Genomic DNA, 16,992 nt, shown 5'->3' with positions numbered 1-16,992 from the left:
ACCAATGAACGATCTCTCGACTCCGAAAATCGCGACCGTCGCTGACCAGCCGCCGCGCGTAGCGAACAAAATCCGCTTCGTCACGGCAGCCTCCCTGTTCGACGGCCACGACGCCTCGATCAACATCATGCGCCGCATCCTGCAATCGAACGGCGTGGAAGTCATCCACCTCGGCCACAACCGCTCGGTGGACGAAGTGGTTACCGCCGCGCTGGCAGAAGACGTACAAGGCATCGCCATCTCCAGCTATCAGGGCGGCCACGTCGAATACTTCAAATACATGATCGATCTGCTGCGCCAGCGTGGCGGCGCGCACATCAAAGTGTTCGGCGGCGGCGGCGGGGTAATCGTTCCGCATGAAATCGAAGAACTGCACACCTACGGCGTCACCAAAATCTTCAGCCCGGAAGACGGCCAGCGCATGGGCCTGGTCGGCATGATCCAGTGGATGGTGCAGCAGTGCGACATCGACCTGTCGCACTGCTCGCCCGCTTCGCTGGCGCCGCTGCGCGAAGGCGTGGACATCGGCGCGCGCCACCGTCCGCTGGCGCAACTGATCACCGCGCTGGAAAACGAAAAGGCTGCGCCAGCACTGCGCGCTGAACTGCTGGCCGCCGCCGAGGACCTGCCGGTCCCCACACTGGGCATCACCGGCACCGGCGGCGCCGGCAAGTCCTCGCTGACGGACGAATTGATACGCCGCTTCCGCCTCGATCAGGGCGACGCACTCAATATCGCCATCATTTCCATCGATCCGTCGCGCCGCAAATCCGGCGGCGCGCTGCTCGGCGACCGTATCCGCATGAACGCCATCAATCCGTGGGCAGGCCAGTCGCGCGTCTTCATGCGCTCACTGGCGACGCGCGAAGCCGGCTCGGAGATTTCGCAAGCGCTGCCCGACGTGATCGCCGCCTGCAAGGTGGCTGGCTTCGACCTGGTGATCGTCGAGACTTCCGGCATTGGCCAGGGTGACGCCGCCATCGTGCCGCACGTCGATGTCTCGATGTACGTGATGACGCCCGAATTCGGCGCCGCCTCGCAGCTGGAAAAAATCGACATGCTCGATTTCGCCGATCTCATCGCCATCAACAAGTTTGACCGCAAAGGCGCGCTGGACGCGCTGCGTGACGTCGCCAAACAGTACCAGCGCAACCGCGAACTGTGGAGCAAGCGTCCCGAAGAAATGCCGGTCTATGGCACGCAGGCGTCGCGTTTCAACGACGATGGCGTCACCGCGCTGTATCAAGGCTTGCTGTCCAAGCTGGCGGAGTTCGGTCTGCGCGCCCAGCCATCGAAGCTGGCGACTAGCGACATCCGCCACTCCAGCGGCAAACACGTCATCGTCCCCCCCGCTCGCGCGCGCTATCTGGCGGAGATCGCCGACACGGTGCGCGGCTACCACCGCTTCACGCGCAAGCAAGTGACGCTGGCGCGCGAACGCCAGCAACTCAGCGAGAGCAAGCGCATGCTGGCCCTCGCCCAGAAAGCCGCCGACTTCGACGACCTGATCACCGAACGCGATGCCGAAATGGACGCCAGCGCCAAGAAACTGCTGGCACAATGGCCGGAGATGCAGGCCGCCTACGCCGGCGATGACTACGTGGTCAGGATCCGCGACAAGGAAATCCGCACGCGCCTGGTGCAGCACACACTGTCGGGTACGCGCATCCGCAAGGTCGTGCTGCCACGCTACGAAGACCATGGTGAAATCCTGCGCTTCCTGATGCTGGAAAACGTGCCCGGCTCCTTCCCCTTCACCGCCGGCGTGTTCCCCTTCAAGCGTGAAGGCGAAGACCCGACCCGGATGTTCGCCGGCGAGGGGGATGCCTTCCGCACCAACCGCCGCTTCAAGCTGGTGTCCACCGGCATGGATGCCAAACGGCTATCGACCGCATTCGACTCGGTCACCCTGTATGGCGCCGATCCTGCGCTGCGGCCGGACATCTACGGCAAGGTCGGCAACTCCGGCGTGTCCATCGCAACGCTGGACGATATGAAAGTGCTGTACGACGGCTTCAACCTTTGCAGCCCAAGCACCTCGGTGTCGATGACCATCAACGGCCCGGCGCCGACCATCCTGGCGATGTTCATGAATACCGCCATCGACCAGCAGATCGCCAGCTTCGCCGAAGAAAACAAACGCCAGCCCAACGCCGACGAGGCGGCCAGGATCAAAGCCTGGGTGCTGCAAAACGTGCGCGGCACCGTGCAGGCCGACATCCTGAAAGAAGACCAGGGCCAGAACACCTGCATCTTCTCGACCGAGTTTTCGCTGAAGGTGATGGGTGATATACAGGAATACTTCGTCCACCACCAGGTGCGCAACTTCTACTCGGTGTCGATCTCCGGTTACCACATCGCCGAGGCGGGAGCCAACCCGATCTCGCAACTGGCATTCACGCTGTCGAACGGCTTCACGTTTGTCGAAGCCTATCTGGCGCGTGGCATGAACATCGACGACTTCGCGCCCAACCTGTCGTTCTTCTTCTCCAACGGCATGGACCCGGAATACACGGTGCTGGGCCGCGTTGCACGCCGCATCTGGGCCGTTGCCATGCGCGACAAATACGGCGCCAACGACCGCTCGCAAAAACTGAAGTACCACGTCCAGACTTCGGGCCGATCGCTGCATGCGCAGGAGATCGACTTCAACGACATCCGCACCACGCTGCAAGCGCTGATCGCCATTTACGACAACTGCAACTCGCTGCACACCAATGCCTACGACGAAGCCATCACCACGCCAACCGACGAATCGGTGCGCAGGGCATTGGCGATTCAACTGATTATCAACCGCGAATGGGGCCTGGCCAAGAACGAGAATCCGAACCAGGGCTCATTCATCATGGACGAGCTGACCGACCTGGTGGAAGAAGCCGTGCTGCAGGAATTCGAACGCATCGCCGAACGTGGCGGCGTGCTCGGCGCGATGGAAACCGGCTACCAGCGCGGCAAGATCCAGGAAGAGTCGATGCTGTACGAGCACCAGAAGCACGACGGCACGCTGCCCATCATCGGCGTCAACACCTTCCGCAATCCCAAGGGCGCGGAAGCGCCGGCGCAAATCGAACTGGCCCGCTCCACCGACGACGAAAAGCAATCGCAACTCGCCCGCCTGGAAGACTTCCACCAGCGCCACGCTGGCGAAGCGCCACAGGCGCTGGCAGCCCTGCAGCAAGCCGCCATCGACAACGCCAACGTCTTCGATAAACTGATGGATGCAGTCCGCGTCTGCTCCCTCGGCCAGATCACCACCGCGCTGTTCGAAGTCGGCGGCCAGTATCGCCGCAATATGTAGACCCCGCGCCGGATCGCGTTACTTGAAGTGCGGTCCGGCGCCTTCATCCGCTAATGCATCCTGCGCATTCCGCAAGGGGCAGGCTTTTAGTGACAGGCATCCGCAGCCGATGCAGCCGTCGAGCTGGTCGCGCAGTTGGGTCAGCGTCTTGATGCGGTCTTCCAAATCTTGCTTCCATGCGGCGGACAGGCGGCGCCAATCGGCGACTGTGGGTGTCCGGCCGGAGGGTAAGGCTTGTAGGGCCTTGGCGATTTCCGCCAGCGGTAGGCCAACACGTTGGGCGACCTTGATAACGGCCAGGCGGCGCAGCACCGAGCGTGGATAGCGGCGCTGGTTGCCGCTGCTGCGGACTGAATGGATCAAGCCTTTGGCTTCGTAAAAGTGCAGTGCGGAGACGGCGACGCCGGAGCGTTCCGCCAGTTCGCCTACGCCCAGTTCTTTGGGAATCATAAAATCCCTTGACCTCAAGTTAAGTTGAGATTTTATAGTGTCTTCATATTTACCGCTTAAAGGACACTATGAAGTTTATCAATCCTGAAGGTTTGTACGATCCGCGTCCCAATGGCTACAGCCATGTTGTCGTCGCCGAGGCGCCGGCACGCTTTATCTACATCGCCGGGCAAGGTGGCGAGGATGCAGAGGGCCGGCTATCCGATGACTTCGGCGTGCAAGTAAAGCAAGCGCTGAGCAATCTGCAGACCGCACTTGCCGCAGCAGGTGCGGTGCATACGGATGTAGCCAAGGTGACGGCACTGATTGTGGATCATAGCGAGGCGCGGCTGGCGATCTTCAGCCAGGCCTTGCGCGCAATGTGGGGCGATCATCCGGCGCCAGCCTGTACGCTGATTCCGGTGCCGCGCCTGGCGTTGGATGGCATGCTGTTTGAGATCGAGGCGACCGCTGTCCAGCCGGAGATTTACTGAGCGTGACAACGCTCGGCACGATAAAAGTAGAAGTTATCGAAGTTGATGAATTCAGTTGAGGCGTTGAGGCGGTAGGTAATCTCGCGCCGCTTCTCGTCATACGCCATCAAGCCACCGATATGCTTGGGCAGCTGTTCCTTGTATAGCTCCGCAGGGAATGGCGCCTTGCCGCCAACCGTGATAAGCAGCGCATCGCCCTCCCGCCGCCACGCGCTCGGATTATAAAAATCAAAGCCCCCCTTGAAAACCAGGCTGCCATCCGATTGCAGCAGCATGCACATGGTCGGAAACTCCGTTCCGGTATTCTCCAGAACCTGCACCGTGCGCACGGAAGGCGTAATCGCGCAACCGCCAAGCAGCAGGGATAGCGCGCCATAAGCCAGATAAGGTTTCATAAGAAAACCGGAGAGAGTGGCAAAGTACCTACTTTACCTCATTGCTTGCGGACTTTACGTGACCCGGCCCACAGTAGCGCCTTCCAGCAGCATGGGTTGCCACAGCTCTTGCAATTCGCTGGCGGGCTTTCCGCCGATCAGGGCGAGCAGCATGTCGACCATGCGGGCGCCGGCTTTGCGTGGATCGGGCTGGTCGATGGTGGTGACGTTGGCGCCGGCCAGCGTGTCGGCCATGCTGCCCCAGACGATCACCGAAATATCCTTACCAATCTCGACGCCCGCATCCAGCAGCGCGCGCACCGCGCCCACACCTGACAGGTGATTATCGACGATGACAGCGGTCGGCCTCGGCGAACACGCCAGCAGCTGTTGCATCGCCTGGTAACCGCTGCGGCGGTCCAGCGTATTGTCGATCAGGTAGCGCGGATCGGCGCTCAGTCCAGCCGCCGCCAGCGTGGCGATGAAGCTATCTTTGCGCTGCCGCGCGAAATTCAGTTCCAGCGGAGCGCTAAGCAATGCCACCCGCTGATGGCCTAGTCCCAGCAGACGTTCCATCGCCATCTGAATGCCGGCCTCGTTATCGTAGTCAAACCAGGCGTAAGGCGCTTTCAATTCCGTGCGGCCATGCGCGACAAAGGGGAACTTGGCTTTGCTGAGAAAAGCGATGCGTTCATCGTGCACCAGCGTGCGTCCGACCACCAGGCCATCGACCCGTCGCCCACGCACGATCTGCTGGTACGCAGGCTGCTCGGCTGCCGGTGACACCGGGGCAATGATCAGGCTTTTGCTGACCTCCTCCAGTGCCGACGACATGCCCGCCACCACATCGAGGAACATCGGATCGCCCAGGTCTGTCGGTAGCAGCGGATAGATGATGCCGAACACATTGGTGCGTCCCAGCGCCAGCGAGCGCGCCATTGGATTCGGCTGGTAGCCAACCTCCTTGGCCGCCTTCAGCACCCGTTCGCGGGTGCGTACATTCACCTCGGGGTAACCGTTTAACGCCCGGCTCACCGTGGTCTTGGACATGCCAAGGTGATTTGCCAGATGCGCGAGGTTCATAGAAGGATGTTCAATGTTGACCGCTGATTATAGCGTTTGGCCCGAAGTCACCGCCACCATCATCGACAGCACGTTTGAAGAAATACAACATCACCAGCACAATCGCGATCGGCACCAGCGTCAGATAGAACGCAAAATGGCCGCTGAAATTGCCAAAGACGTAGCCCGTCACCAGTGAACCAGTGGTGCCGCCCAGTGCTGAAAAAATCACCAGCAGGCCGGTCATGGCCGAGTGCTGATGCTTGGGCAGAGAGCTGAGCATCACCGAATTGATACCGGGGTAGATCGGCGCCATGAACAAGCCGATCAGCGGGAATAAAAAGGTCGCCAGCGGTGCGGTGGACCAGCTGATATGCGGATCGGCCACCACATCGTGTGTCAGCGGCAGCGCCAGCAGCACCATCGCGGCCATCCCCAGCACGCAGCCGTTCATCACCGGATACCAGTTCAATTTGCGCATCAGCACACCGGCCGACAAGCGCCCCACCGCCAGGCATGCGGCAAAGATGCTGGTGACTTCAACACTCATCGCCGCTGGGAGCTTGAGGATCTCGTTATTGAACGTCGGCAGCCAGGTGCCGACACTCTGCTCGATCAGCACATACAGGAAGGCGGTAATCACGAACACGCACACCAGCGGTTTGAAGAACAGCTTCAGCATGGCCGCGAAGTCCTGCGCAATGCCACGGCCTTCCGGCAACGCGGCGGCGGCCTCGTTGAACTTGGTCGACAGCACCAGCACAAACGTCAGCGCGCACAGCACGGCCAGTACCCAGTACACTTGCAGCCAGCTTTGCGATTGCGGATTATGCGAATCGATGAAGTAGCCGAACACCCAGTAGGCGCTCAGCACGCCCAGCATGAAGAAGCCCTCCAGCAGATTCATGGTGCTGGCATGCTGCTTGCGGTCCGATGCAATCAGGCCCAGCGTGGAATACACCGACACTTTCACCAGCGCGAACGATACGCCGACGCAGAAGAACAAGGCCTTGGTGGTGGCGAACGACGGCAGCAGCGGCATCGCCACGCAAGCGGCGGTGACGATGGCAAGACCGATCAGCATGGCCTTCTTGTAGCCCACGCGCGGCAGGAAGGACGCGACCAGGAAGGACACAATCGCAATCGGTAAATCCTTGAAGCCTTCCAGCACGCTGGCGGCGGACTTGCTGACACCGTAGTTGCTGATCACCTGCAGGATCACCGTGCCCACGCTGTTCAGCAGGATGGCGAATACAAAGTAGATCAGGAATAGCGCAAAGAGTATTTTGTTGTTCTTCATGTGCTGCTGTCTCCGTCGTTTTTGTTTTAGTAGGCGCCGAGGTTGAAGTCCTTCAGGCTGGTGATCACCACATCGGCCTCGGCCAGCACAAAGGGATGGCCTATCCCCAGCGCGAACATGCCGGCGGCCTTGATCGCCGCCACACCGGCCACAGCATCCTCCACGCCAAGGCAATCCGCTGGCGCGACGCCCAGTTCACGCGCCGCCTTCAGGAAAATCTCCGGATCCGGCTTGCCGCGCGCGATGGTCGCGGCATCCACCACGTAATCGAATTTATCGGTGATGCCCAAGCGCTCCAGCACCGTAAAGGCGTTCTTGCTGACCGACGCCAGGCCGATGCGCAAGCCTGCGCGGCGTACCGTGTCCAGCGCTTCCACCGCGCCCGGCAGCAGATCCTCTGACGACATGGTGGCGATCAGTTCCTGATAATGCCGGTTTTTCACATCGGCCAGCGCCAGCTTCTGTTCTGGCGTGTACTGGCGTGCGGCCGATGCCAGGATCAGGTCCAGGGAGCCCATGCGGTCGATGCCCTTCAGGCTCTCGTTGAACTCGTGGTCGAAGTGCACGCCCTGCGATTCGGCCAGCTGCTTCCACGCCAGGTAGTGGTAGTGCGCGGTATCAGTGATCACGCCATCCAGATCGAATATGACTGCCTTGAAGCGGCTCATACAATGCTCCTCGATTGCTTAGGTTGCGACAGGGTCAGCGCCAGCGCTTCGCCGCCATGGATAAAGTCCAGTACCTCGCCTTGCAGCAGGCGATATTCCACGCTGCCCGGCTGCACATGTACCTCCAGCAGCGCACCACGGAAATGCACCTTGAAGGTGTAGTGCTGCCACTGCTTGGGCAGTTGCGGCGCGAAGTGCAGCTCGCCGCCGATCACGCGCATGCCGGCGAAACCGTAGGCCACGCCCATCCAGGTGCCGGCCATCGCGGCGGTGTGCACGCCGTAATGCGTGTTGCCGTGCGTATCGTCCAAGTCGAGGCGCGCCGTCTCCATGAAGTAGTCGTAAGCTTTGTCCGCATAGCCCACTTCCGCCGCGATGATGCTGAAGATGCAGGTGGACAGCGAGGAATCGTGCGTGGTCACCTTCTCGTAGTAATCGAAGTCGCGCCGCTTGTCGTCCAGCGAGAACCGATCGCCCAGCAGCAGCAACGCCAGCACCACGTCCGCCTGCTTGCACACCTGATGGCGGTAGATCACCATCGGATGATAGTTCAGCAGCAGCGGATAGTTTTCCTTCGGCGTGTTGGCGAAGTCCCACACTTTCTTGGACAGGAAGCTGTCGTCCTGCGCATGGATTTGCAGCGCATCGTCATACGGCAGATGCATCAGCGATGCGGCGCGGCGCCACGCGGCTGGCTCGTTCGCATCCAGCGCCATGGCGGCAGCGATGCGCGCGAATTCCGCTGGCGCCTCTGCCTGCAACTGCTCCGCGATAGAGGCCGCGAAGTTCAAGTGCATCTGCGCCATCGCATTGGTGTAATAGTTGTTGTTGACCAGCGCCGTGTATTCATCCGGCCCGGTCACCTGGTTGATGCAGAAGCGGCCTTCGCGGTCATACGTACCGATGCCGGCCCAGATGCGCGCCGTCTCCATCACAATCTCCGCGCCGGACTGGATCAGGTATTCCTGATCATCGGTTGCTTCCATATAGGTTTTGATCGAATACGCGATGTCGGCATTGATGTGGTACTGCGCGGTACCGGCCGGGAAATAGGCCGAGCATTCGTCGCCGGCGATGGTGCGCCACGGGTACAGCGCGCCTTTGTCATGCGACATCTGGCGTGCACGCTCACGCGCTTTCGGCAGACCGGCGTAGCGGTACTCCAGCAGCTTGCGCGCGATCTCCGGCTTGGAATACAGGAAGAACGGAAAGATGTAGATTTCCGTGTCCCAGAAATAGTGGCCTTCGTAGCCCTCGCCGGTCACGCCCTTGGCGGAAATATTGGTCTTGCCGTCGCGGCCCACCGATTGCAGCAGGTGGAACTGGTTGAAGTGCATGCCTTGCTGGAGCGCGTCGTCGCCGGCGATCTGCACGTCGGCCTGCTGCCAGAAGTCGGCCAGGTACTGCTCTTGCGCCAGACGCAGATCGGCAAAGCCGCCAGCCTTGGCGTTGGACAGCGTGTCCTTGCTGCGCCACATCAGCTCTTTGGCGTCATAGTCGCGCGACGAATAGTAGCTACCGTATTTGGTCAGCGTCAGCGGCTGACCGGCAACGGCCGCGACTTCCCATGTCTGCGTCAGGCGCTGGCCCTCTTGCGCATTCACCGGCGGCAGGCCATCACCTACTACTGTCTCGGTCGCGCTGACCAGCGTGAAGCCGCTGTTGTGCGTCTTCTGCACCAGTGCCGAGAAACCGCCAGCTTGCTCGCTGTCGATCATGTGCAAGGTAGGACCAGAAATCGCCGAGCCGACACGCGGATCGTCACCGGCTTCCAGGTTCTTCACCGCGCCATCCAGTACCGACACCAGGCGCAAGCTGCCAACGTCGTTCAGCGGCGTCACCTCGAACGCAATCGCAAACAAATGCTTGTTCTCGAAGCTGACCATGCGGCGGCTGCGCACGCGCACGCTGCGCCCTTGCGGCGAAGTCCATTCGACCACGCGCGTCAGCAAGCCGGTGCGGAAGTCCAGTACCCGCTCATAAGTTTGAATCGAGCCGGTCAGCAGATCGAAACGCTCATCGCCCAGCCACAGCTCGATGCCTTTGGCGTTCGGCACATTCAGCATGAACTGGTTGACCTTGGCCAGCCCATACGCCGCCTCCGGATAAACGATGGGCTCCGACTCGTAAAAGCCATTCAGGTAGGTGCCATCCAGCGAGCTGCCGGCGGGGCCGCTATAGCCCTCTTCGCCAGTGCCGCGCAAGCCGATGTAGCCGTTACCCAGCGCGAACAGCGTCTCGTCGAGGAAGTGGGATGCGGTGTCAAAGCTGGTCTCGCGGATGCACCAGGCTTCAAGAGGATAAGTGTGTTGTTGCACAGCGAATTCCTTAGATGAACGATTCAAAGCGGTTTGGATTTTGAAAAACGCCTATTTTTGCGTATTTTTGGCGTATTTCAGGGAAAACTAGGTGTGACGTACCATCAGCGTGGTCGGCAGCATTTCAGAGGCGACCGGGTGGCCTTCGATCAGGCCTAACATCTTCTTAGCCAACAACACGCCGCCATCGCGCAGATACTGGTGCACGCTGGTGAGCGGCGGCACGAAACTGGCCGCGCCGGGCGTATCGTCGTAGCCGATGACGGAGACATTCTCCGGCACCCGCAAATTCTTCTCGGCCAGCGCGCGGATTGCGCCCATGGCCAGCAAGTCACTGGCGGCAAACACACCGTCGAACGACGCGCCCTTCTTCTTCAGCAGCGACGAAATGCTGTCGAAGCCGGCCTCGAAGGTGAACGCCTTCGGCCGGATGATGTGCACCGTGGCCGCGCCGCCCATCGCATCGATAAAGCCGGCACAGCGCTCCTGCACTTCGGCGTGGTCCACGTCGCCGAGGAACACCAGCTTTTGCCTGCCCTGTGCGATGAAGCGCTCGGCGGCGCTGACGCCTCCCTTGCGGTTGTCCGAACCGACCACGATGGTGTCGCTGCCCTGCTCCGGCGCGCCCCACACCACCAGCGGCATGCCGGTCTGCTGCAAAGTGCGCACCGCCTCGCCGTGCGAGCCCTGGCCCAGCAGGATCAGGCCGTCGGCGCCCATGACCGGGGCCGTGTTCATCAGCTGCTTTGACGTTAAAACAACACTGTAGCCCGCCGTGGTCAGCTCCTGCGTAATGCCGCCCAGCAGCTCCAGCGGATATGGGTCGGACATCGGCCGGCCGCGCACCGGCGTCATTTCCACCACCACCGCCACCGAATAGCTGCGTCCCATGCGCAGATTGCGCGCGCTGACGTTGAGGCGATAGCCCTGCTGCTCGGCCAGCGCGCGGATTTTGTCGCGCGTTTCAGCCGTCACCAGCGGACTGTCACGCAAGGCCCGCGATACCGTGATCTTGGACACGCCGGCCAGCTTGGCCAAGTCTTCCATCGTCACGGCAGTGGCTACAGTTTTCTTCGCGGGCATGTTGTTCTAGGAGTAAAAAAGCGGAATTGCGGACGCATTATGACAGAAATTTTTCATTTGTCGCGGAAAATGACATCGATAACATTTCAATTGACATCGATAACATTTCTTGTTTCAATGACTAAATCGGCGATGGCGGCACGCTGTCTCCGGGAGACGATAGACCCTATAAGAAAGAAGAGACACGATGAAAAACCCGTTCCTGCCATCGGCCATCGCGGCCGCCGTCCTCATCATGGTCAACCAGAGCGCCGCCGCCCAGACCGAGCCTGCATCGGCTCAGGCTGCGACTGCCGAGCCATCCACCGAAGTTTCCAAGGAAATCCAGCAAGTGGTCGTCACCGGCGTCGCCTCGGCGCGCGGCGTGCGCAAGGTTGACTCCGCCTTCTCGATCACCACCGCCAACGAAGAACAGCTGAAGCAAGCCTCACCGAGCAGCACCGCCGACGTCATGAAGCTGGTGCCGGGCGTGTACGCGGAATCGACCGGCGGCCAGTCCGGCGCCAACATCGAGGTGCGCGGCTTCCCGTCGGGTTCCGATTCGCCGTTCGTTTCGGTGCAGATGATGGGCAACCCGATCTTCCCGCCGCCAACCTTGTCCTTCTTTGAAGGCTCGTCGGCGTTCCGCCTGGACGACACCGTCGAGCGCGTCGAAGTGCTGCGCGGCGGCCCGTCGACCATCTGGTCCAACGGCCAGCCGGGCGCCACCATGAACTTTATCCTCAAAGAAGGTACCGACACGCCGGAAGGCACGGTGCGCTTCACTACCGGCACCGGCAGCCTGCGCCGCGTCGATATGTACTACGGCGGCAAGCTCAGCGACGGCTGGTATGGCTCGGTCGGCGGCTTCTACCGCAAGACCGACGGCGTGCGCGACGCCGGCTTCCCGGCTGACGACGGCCACCAGATCACCGCCACGCTGACCCGCAACCTCGACCAGGGCAAGCTGACCCTGTACGCGCGCAGCACCGACGACAAAAACGCCTTCTACACCGGCGTACCGCTGATCTCCAGCAACGGCGGCCGCAGCATCAGCGCCTTCCCCGGCTTCGATCCGCTGACCGGCACGCTGATGAGCGGCGAAATGCGCAATTTCACCATCGAAGCCGGCCCTGGCCGCACGCTGAACAAGGACCTCGGTGATGGCCGTGGCCTGAAAGCCACCGTCTTCGGCGCCAACTTCGACCAGAAAATCGGCGATTGGAGCATCTCCAACAAGTTCAACCGCTTTGACGGCGACCTGAACACCATCGCCATGTTCACCGGTAACAACCCGTTGTCGATGAGCGATTACATTAACGCGGCCATTACCTCGGCCAACAGCAATCCGGCCGTGGTGGCGGCTGCCGGCGGCCTGGCAACCTCCGGCACCGCTTCGTATGTCAAAGGCGGCGCGGTGGCTGGCAATCAGCAAGTGGTGCAGGCTGGCCTGTGGGCGGTCGAGAAAAAACTGAAATCCTTCACCGATGAGCTGCGCGTCAGCAAAGAAATCTTCAAAGGCAACACCCTCACCGTGGGCGGCTACTTCGCCGACTACTCGTCGCACGACATCTGGTTCCTCGGCAATAGCCACCTGATGACCGCCGTGCCGCAAGCCAGCCTGATCAACGTCACGCTGAACAATGGCGTGGTGGTGTCGAAAAACGGCACCGACGGCCCGGTCAACTACGCGCCGGTGGCCTCGTATGACGGCCGCAACACTGCCGGCTTCATCTCGGACGAATGGCAGATCACCGACAAGATCAAGATGGACGCCGGTATCCGCCACGAAAAGCAGAAGATCAGCGGCACCATCTCCAACCTGGCTTCGGGCGATACCGACAACAATCCGCTGACCGTCTACAACAATGGCACCTCGATGACCACCGGCTCGAATACCTACCTGAGCCGCAGCGACAGCGCCAACTCCTTCACCATCGGCGGCAACTACAAGCTGGCCAAGGATTCGTCGGTGTTTGTGCGCGCCAACCGTGGCCACACTTTCGTGTCGTTTGACGATATCCGCGGCGCCGGCAACCAGAAGGACGCCAACGACAGCAAGCTGCTGCCAACGCCGAAAATCAGCCAGTACGAAATCGGCTTCAAGACGGCAACCCAGCTGTACACCGCCTATATCAACGCCTTCCACACGCAATTTGACGGTATCGCGTTCACGCAGATCCTCTCGAACGGCCAGGAACTGCGTTCGGTCAGCGGCTCCAAAGGCAATGGGGTCGAGTTTGAAGTGGCGGTGCGTCCGATCGAAAACCTGCAACTGCAACTGACCGGCGACTATCAGAAGTCCGAGTACAAGGACAACCCTGCCACCGCCGGCAAAGTCGTGCAGCGCCAGCCAAAGCTGCAATTCCGCTTCACGCCAACCTACCGCATTCCGTTCGGCGATGGCCACTCGGCCAAGCTGTACGCGACCTACACCTCGATCGGCGAGCGCTGGGCGGACCAGGCCAACCAGCAATACCTGCCGTCCTACCGCACCATCGACGCGGGCGTGCTGTTTTCGCTGGGTGAGAAGATCGAAGTGCGCCTGGCGGGCACCAACCTCAACAACGAACTTGGCCTGACCGAAGGCAATTCGCGCCTGACCACCGGCAACGTCGGCCCGATCAACGCGCGTCCGCTGTTTGGCCGCACCTGGGAAGCATCTCTGCTGTATCGCTTCTAAGGGGCACGTAACGTCCCTCTTCAGGCAAGGCGCAGTTGGCCTTGCCTTTTTTGTTTCCATGGCCTAATCTGCAATAAATGCATCATCCTGCCTGAAGGATTGTCATGGCCACCTTGTCCGTTACTGCGCTGCAAGCATCGGTTGTACAAGCTGAAAGGCAGGTGCAACAGGACCGCGTGCGCGTCAGCCAGGACAGCAGCCGGCTGGACGCCAGCCAGGATCAGTTAGCGAAGGACAAGCAAAAGCTGTCGGACAGCCAGCGCGAAAGCAATCAGGCGACGCAATCGGCGGAAAAGCCGCTGCCCACCGTCAATCTCACCCGCGCCATTGAAAACCCGCCCCGCGTCGAGCAGCAATTGCCGACGGATTTAGTCGTGCCCAAGCCGCAGGTCAACACGCTGGGGCAGACCATCGGCAAGTTCATCAACATCACTGCCTGATCAGGCGGCGCGCGCAGCGGCCTCGGCCGCCTCCTGTTGCGCCAGCGGTTCCCACCATTTCACTTCGGCATGCGGCTGGCGGATATCCAGCGGCTGGCCGATTTCCGGCGTGGCGATCGGCAGGCGGCGCTCCTGCGCCAGCTGGGTGATCCGGTCGAAGGGATCGTGCCAGGCATGCAGCGACAGGTCGAACGTGCCGTTATGAATCGGCAGCAGCACCTTGCCGCGCAAATCAATGTGCGCCTGCAAGGACTCTTCCGGCTGCATATGCACGTCCGGCCATTGCGGATCGTAGGCACCGGTTTCCACCATGGTCACGTCGAACGGCCCGTAGCGGCGACCAATTTCCTTAAATCCGTCGAAATAGCCGCTATCGCCGCTGAAAAACAGCCTTACATCGCGGTCTTCAATCACAAACGATGCCCACAGCGTCTTGTTGCGGTCATGCAGGCCACGGCCGGAGAAATGCTGGGCCGGCGTCGCCACCAGCTTCAGGCCGGCCACATACGTGGCTTGCCACCAGCTCAGTTGCTGCACCTTGCTGGCCGGGATGCCCCAGGCGATCAGGCGCTTGCCCACGCCCAGCGGGGTGATGAAATGGTCGGTCTTGGCGGCCAGCTTTTTCACAGCGGCCTGGTCCAGATGGTCGTAATGGTCGTGCGACAGGATCACGCCCTTGATCGGCGGCAGGTCTTCGATGCTGATCGGCGGCTGGTGGAAACGCTGCGGACCGGCCCACTGCACGGGCGACGCACGCTCGGAAAACACCGGGTCGGTCAGCCAGAACTGGCCATTGAGCTTGAGCAGCACCGTCGAGTGGCCCAGGCGGAACAAGCTGCGATCCGGAGCATCCACTAACTGCTGCTGCGTGATCGCATGAACGGGAATCGGCTGAGTCGGCACCGTGTCTTTCGGCTTGTCGAAAGCAAAGCGCAGCATGATGCCCAGCGTCTTGAAGAAGCCCATCTTGTGCATCCTGACCGGATTCCGGAAACGGCCATTGCGCGAGCGTGGCGCGCTAGGGACGGACAAGCCGTCCAGGCTATCGATAGCAGATTCGGCAATAACGGATGGATGCATGAGGGACTCCAGGGAGTTAGAATGTACACTACACAGTGTAGTTCTTATTTTTGAAAAAGTAAACTAGTCGGTGTAAAATAAAAGCATGAATGCGCCCATCAAACTGACCGACCGCAAACGGCAAGCGATTGTCGAAGCAGCCATCGCCGAATTCCGCGCCAGCGGCTTCGAATCCACCAGCATGGACAAGATTGCCGCCACCGCCGGCGTGTCCAAGCGCACCGTCTACAACCACTTCCCCAGTAAAGACGAACTGTTCGCGCAAATATTGCATGAGCTGTGGTGCAGCATCGGCGCGATGCAGCCGCCGCCCTATGAGCCGGCCGCGCCGCTGCGCCAGCAATTGCTGGATTTGCTGAACAAAAAGATGGAAATGCTGCAGGATGGCTATTTTCTCGACCTGGCGCGCGTCGCCATCGCCGAGGCCATCCACTCGCCCGAACGGGCGCAGGAAATGGTCGGCCGTCTCAGCGTGAAGGAAGAGGCGGTCACCACCTGGCTGCGCGCCGCCCAGGCCGACGGCAAGCTGCTGCGCGCCGGCGATCCCGAACTGGCGTCGCAAATACTGCAAGGCCAGTTGAAGACCTTTGCCTTCTGGCCGCAGGTCACCATGAACCAGCCGCCCCTCAGCGCGGAGATGCAGCAAAAAGTGGTGCAGTCAGCAGTGGAAATGTTCCTGGCCTACGCCGACTAGGCGAAGGCCACCGCGTAAATTGGCGGCAAGGTGGTGGAAATCGTCTGCCACTGGCCACCGCCATCTTCCGACAGCCACGCGCCGCCAGTGGTCGAGCCCATCAGCAACACCTGGCCGTCATCGCTGACCGCCAGCCCGTGCCGGTACACCAGGTCATAGCAATGCTGATGCGGCAAACCGCCGCGCCAGGCGATAAAGCTCTTGCCGCCATCGGTGGTGCGGGTCACCGCCAGCGAGGCCTGCGGTGGAATCCGCTTGCTGTCGGCTTCGGCGGGAACAAACCACGCCATCTCGCCATCCTTTGGGTGCACCGCCGTGACAAAGCCGAAATCCGACACCGGCGCCGGCGGCTTCACCTCGGTCCACAGCGCGCCATTGTCGACGCTGCGCCAGATGCCGTTGTGGTGCTGGCACCACAGCTTGTCCGGCTCGCCTGGGCAGCGCACGATGCAATGCGGGTCCTGCACCGTTTCCTCGCCGGCCAGCTCGGGCGGCATATAGGTGGCGAGCATGCCTTTCGCGCGCAGCGTCCAGCTGGCGCCGCCGTCATTGGTCAGCCAGGCGCCGCCGCAGGACACGCCTACCAGCACCGACCGGCTATCGCGCGGATCGACACAAATGCTGTGGATACCCGGCACGTCGTAGCCGCCGCCCATCCATTGCGCGCGCTGCGGCACATTCCACAAGGCGTCCACCAGTTGCCAGCTGTCGCCGCGGTCATCCGAGCGGAACAGCCCGCCCGGCAAGGTGCCGGCCCATAGCACGCCCGGCTGGTCGGGACCGCCCGCCGCCAGCGACCAGATCTGCCTCACCTTCCATTCCACCGGATCGGTGCTGTCGGCTGGCTTGAGCGGAAACGCCGGCGCCGCCACTTCCACCCAGTCAGTACCGCCCGGATCGCGACGGTGCAGCTTGGTGCCGAAGTGGCCCAGGTTCAGCGCCGCGTATAGCGTGCCGTCGCGCCGGTCCGGCAGCACCATCGACACCGGATCGCCAAGGAAATGCTGCTGATCCAGCAGCCACGCCTCATGCGTGCGTGTCACTTCAAACAAACCTTTGCGCGTCGCGATATAGGCGCGGTCGGACATGG

The 16,992-nt window shown here is 61.3% G+C and carries 14 protein-coding genes; 5 read left to right on the top strand and 9 right to left on the bottom strand.

Annotated features, from left to right (window positions below; genetic code table 11):
* Positions 1–4 precede the first annotated feature (4 nt).
* Positions 5–3,298 carry a fused isobutyryl-CoA mutase/GTPase IcmF gene (gene icmF / locus KW842_RS22475; RefSeq protein WP_218306356.1) on the top strand — a complete coding sequence of 1,098 codons (3,294 nt, stop codon included), beginning with the start codon at positions 5–7 and terminating at the stop codon, positions 3,296–3,298.
* A gap of 18 nt (positions 3,299–3,316) precedes the next feature.
* Here the strand turns inward: icmF and soxR are convergent, their stop codons facing one another.
* Entirely contained in the window at positions 3,317–3,748 is a 432-nt protein-coding gene (gene soxR / locus KW842_RS22470; protein ID WP_218306355.1) for a redox-sensitive transcriptional activator SoxR, read from the bottom strand.
* A 68-nt stretch (positions 3,749–3,816) separates the two neighbouring features.
* Here soxR and KW842_RS22465 point away from each other — a divergent pair, with 68 nt between their 5' ends.
* Entirely contained in the window at positions 3,817–4,221 is a 405-nt protein-coding gene (locus tag KW842_RS22465; protein WP_218306354.1) for a RidA family protein, read from the top strand.
* On the opposite strand, the gene KW842_RS22460 is transcribed toward KW842_RS22465, so the two are convergent.
* From KW842_RS22460 to KW842_RS22435, 6 genes are all read right to left on the bottom strand, one after another.
* Complete coding sequence (locus tag KW842_RS22460; RefSeq protein ID WP_218306353.1) at positions 4,215–4,616, bottom strand: hypothetical protein; 402 nt, start codon at positions 4,614–4,616, stop codon at positions 4,215–4,217. The genes KW842_RS22465 and KW842_RS22460 overlap by 7 nt on opposite strands.
* Before the next feature lie 54 nt (positions 4,617–4,670).
* Positions 4,671–5,678, bottom strand: coding sequence for a substrate-binding domain-containing protein (locus KW842_RS22455; protein ID WP_218306352.1), 1,008 nt, complete (start codon positions 5,676–5,678; stop codon positions 4,671–4,673).
* Between the two features lie 10 nt (positions 5,679–5,688).
* Complete coding sequence (locus KW842_RS22450; protein ID WP_218306351.1) at positions 5,689–6,957, bottom strand: sugar MFS transporter; 1,269 nt, start codon at positions 6,955–6,957, stop codon at positions 5,689–5,691.
* Between the two features lie 26 nt (positions 6,958–6,983).
* On the bottom strand, positions 6,984–7,625 hold the full coding sequence (gene pgmB, locus KW842_RS22445) for a beta-phosphoglucomutase (RefSeq protein ID WP_218306350.1): 642 nt from the start codon (positions 7,623–7,625) through the stop codon (positions 6,984–6,986).
* The gene (locus tag KW842_RS22440; RefSeq protein WP_218306349.1) at positions 7,622–9,943 is read right to left on the bottom strand and encodes a glycosyl hydrolase family 65 protein; all 2,322 of its coding nucleotides are present in this window, start codon (positions 9,941–9,943) and stop codon (positions 7,622–7,624) included. Before KW842_RS22440 ends, pgmB begins: the two co-directional genes overlap by 4 nt.
* 87 nt (positions 9,944–10,030) lie before the next feature.
* Entirely contained in the window at positions 10,031–11,026 is a 996-nt protein-coding gene (locus KW842_RS22435) for a LacI family DNA-binding transcriptional regulator (RefSeq protein WP_218306348.1), read from the bottom strand.
* A 187-nt stretch (positions 11,027–11,213) separates the two neighbouring features.
* Between KW842_RS22435 and KW842_RS22430 the strand changes: the two genes are divergently transcribed.
* Positions 11,214–13,688, top strand: a complete 2,475-nt coding sequence (locus tag KW842_RS22430; protein WP_218306347.1) for a TonB-dependent receptor domain-containing protein — start codon at positions 11,214–11,216, stop codon at positions 13,686–13,688.
* Between the two features lie 104 nt (positions 13,689–13,792).
* Positions 13,793–14,128: a hypothetical protein gene (locus tag KW842_RS22425; protein ID WP_229223849.1), complete on the top strand. Its 336-nt coding sequence runs from the start codon at positions 13,793–13,795 to the stop codon at positions 14,126–14,128.
* On the opposite strand, the gene KW842_RS22420 is transcribed toward KW842_RS22425, so the two are convergent.
* Complete coding sequence (locus KW842_RS22420) at positions 14,129–15,208, bottom strand: MBL fold metallo-hydrolase (protein WP_218306346.1); 1,080 nt, start codon at positions 15,206–15,208, stop codon at positions 14,129–14,131.
* An 85-nt stretch (positions 15,209–15,293) separates the two neighbouring features.
* Here KW842_RS22420 and KW842_RS22415 point away from each other — a divergent pair, with 85 nt between their 5' ends.
* Complete coding sequence (locus tag KW842_RS22415; RefSeq protein ID WP_218306345.1) at positions 15,294–15,902, top strand: TetR/AcrR family transcriptional regulator; 609 nt, start codon at positions 15,294–15,296, stop codon at positions 15,900–15,902.
* On the opposite strand, the gene KW842_RS22410 is transcribed toward KW842_RS22415, so the two are convergent.
* Positions 15,899–16,990, bottom strand: coding sequence for an exo-alpha-sialidase (locus KW842_RS22410; protein WP_218306344.1), 1,092 nt, complete (start codon positions 16,988–16,990; stop codon positions 15,899–15,901). The two genes, KW842_RS22415 and KW842_RS22410, sit on opposite strands and share 4 nt — an antisense overlap.
* Positions 16,991–16,992 lie beyond the last annotated feature (2 nt).

Source organism: Duganella sp. sic0402, assembly GCF_019219065.1.
GTDB lineage: Bacteria > Pseudomonadota > Gammaproteobacteria > Burkholderiales > Burkholderiaceae_D > Rugamonas.
This window is presented reverse-complemented; position numbering and strand designations above follow the sequence as displayed.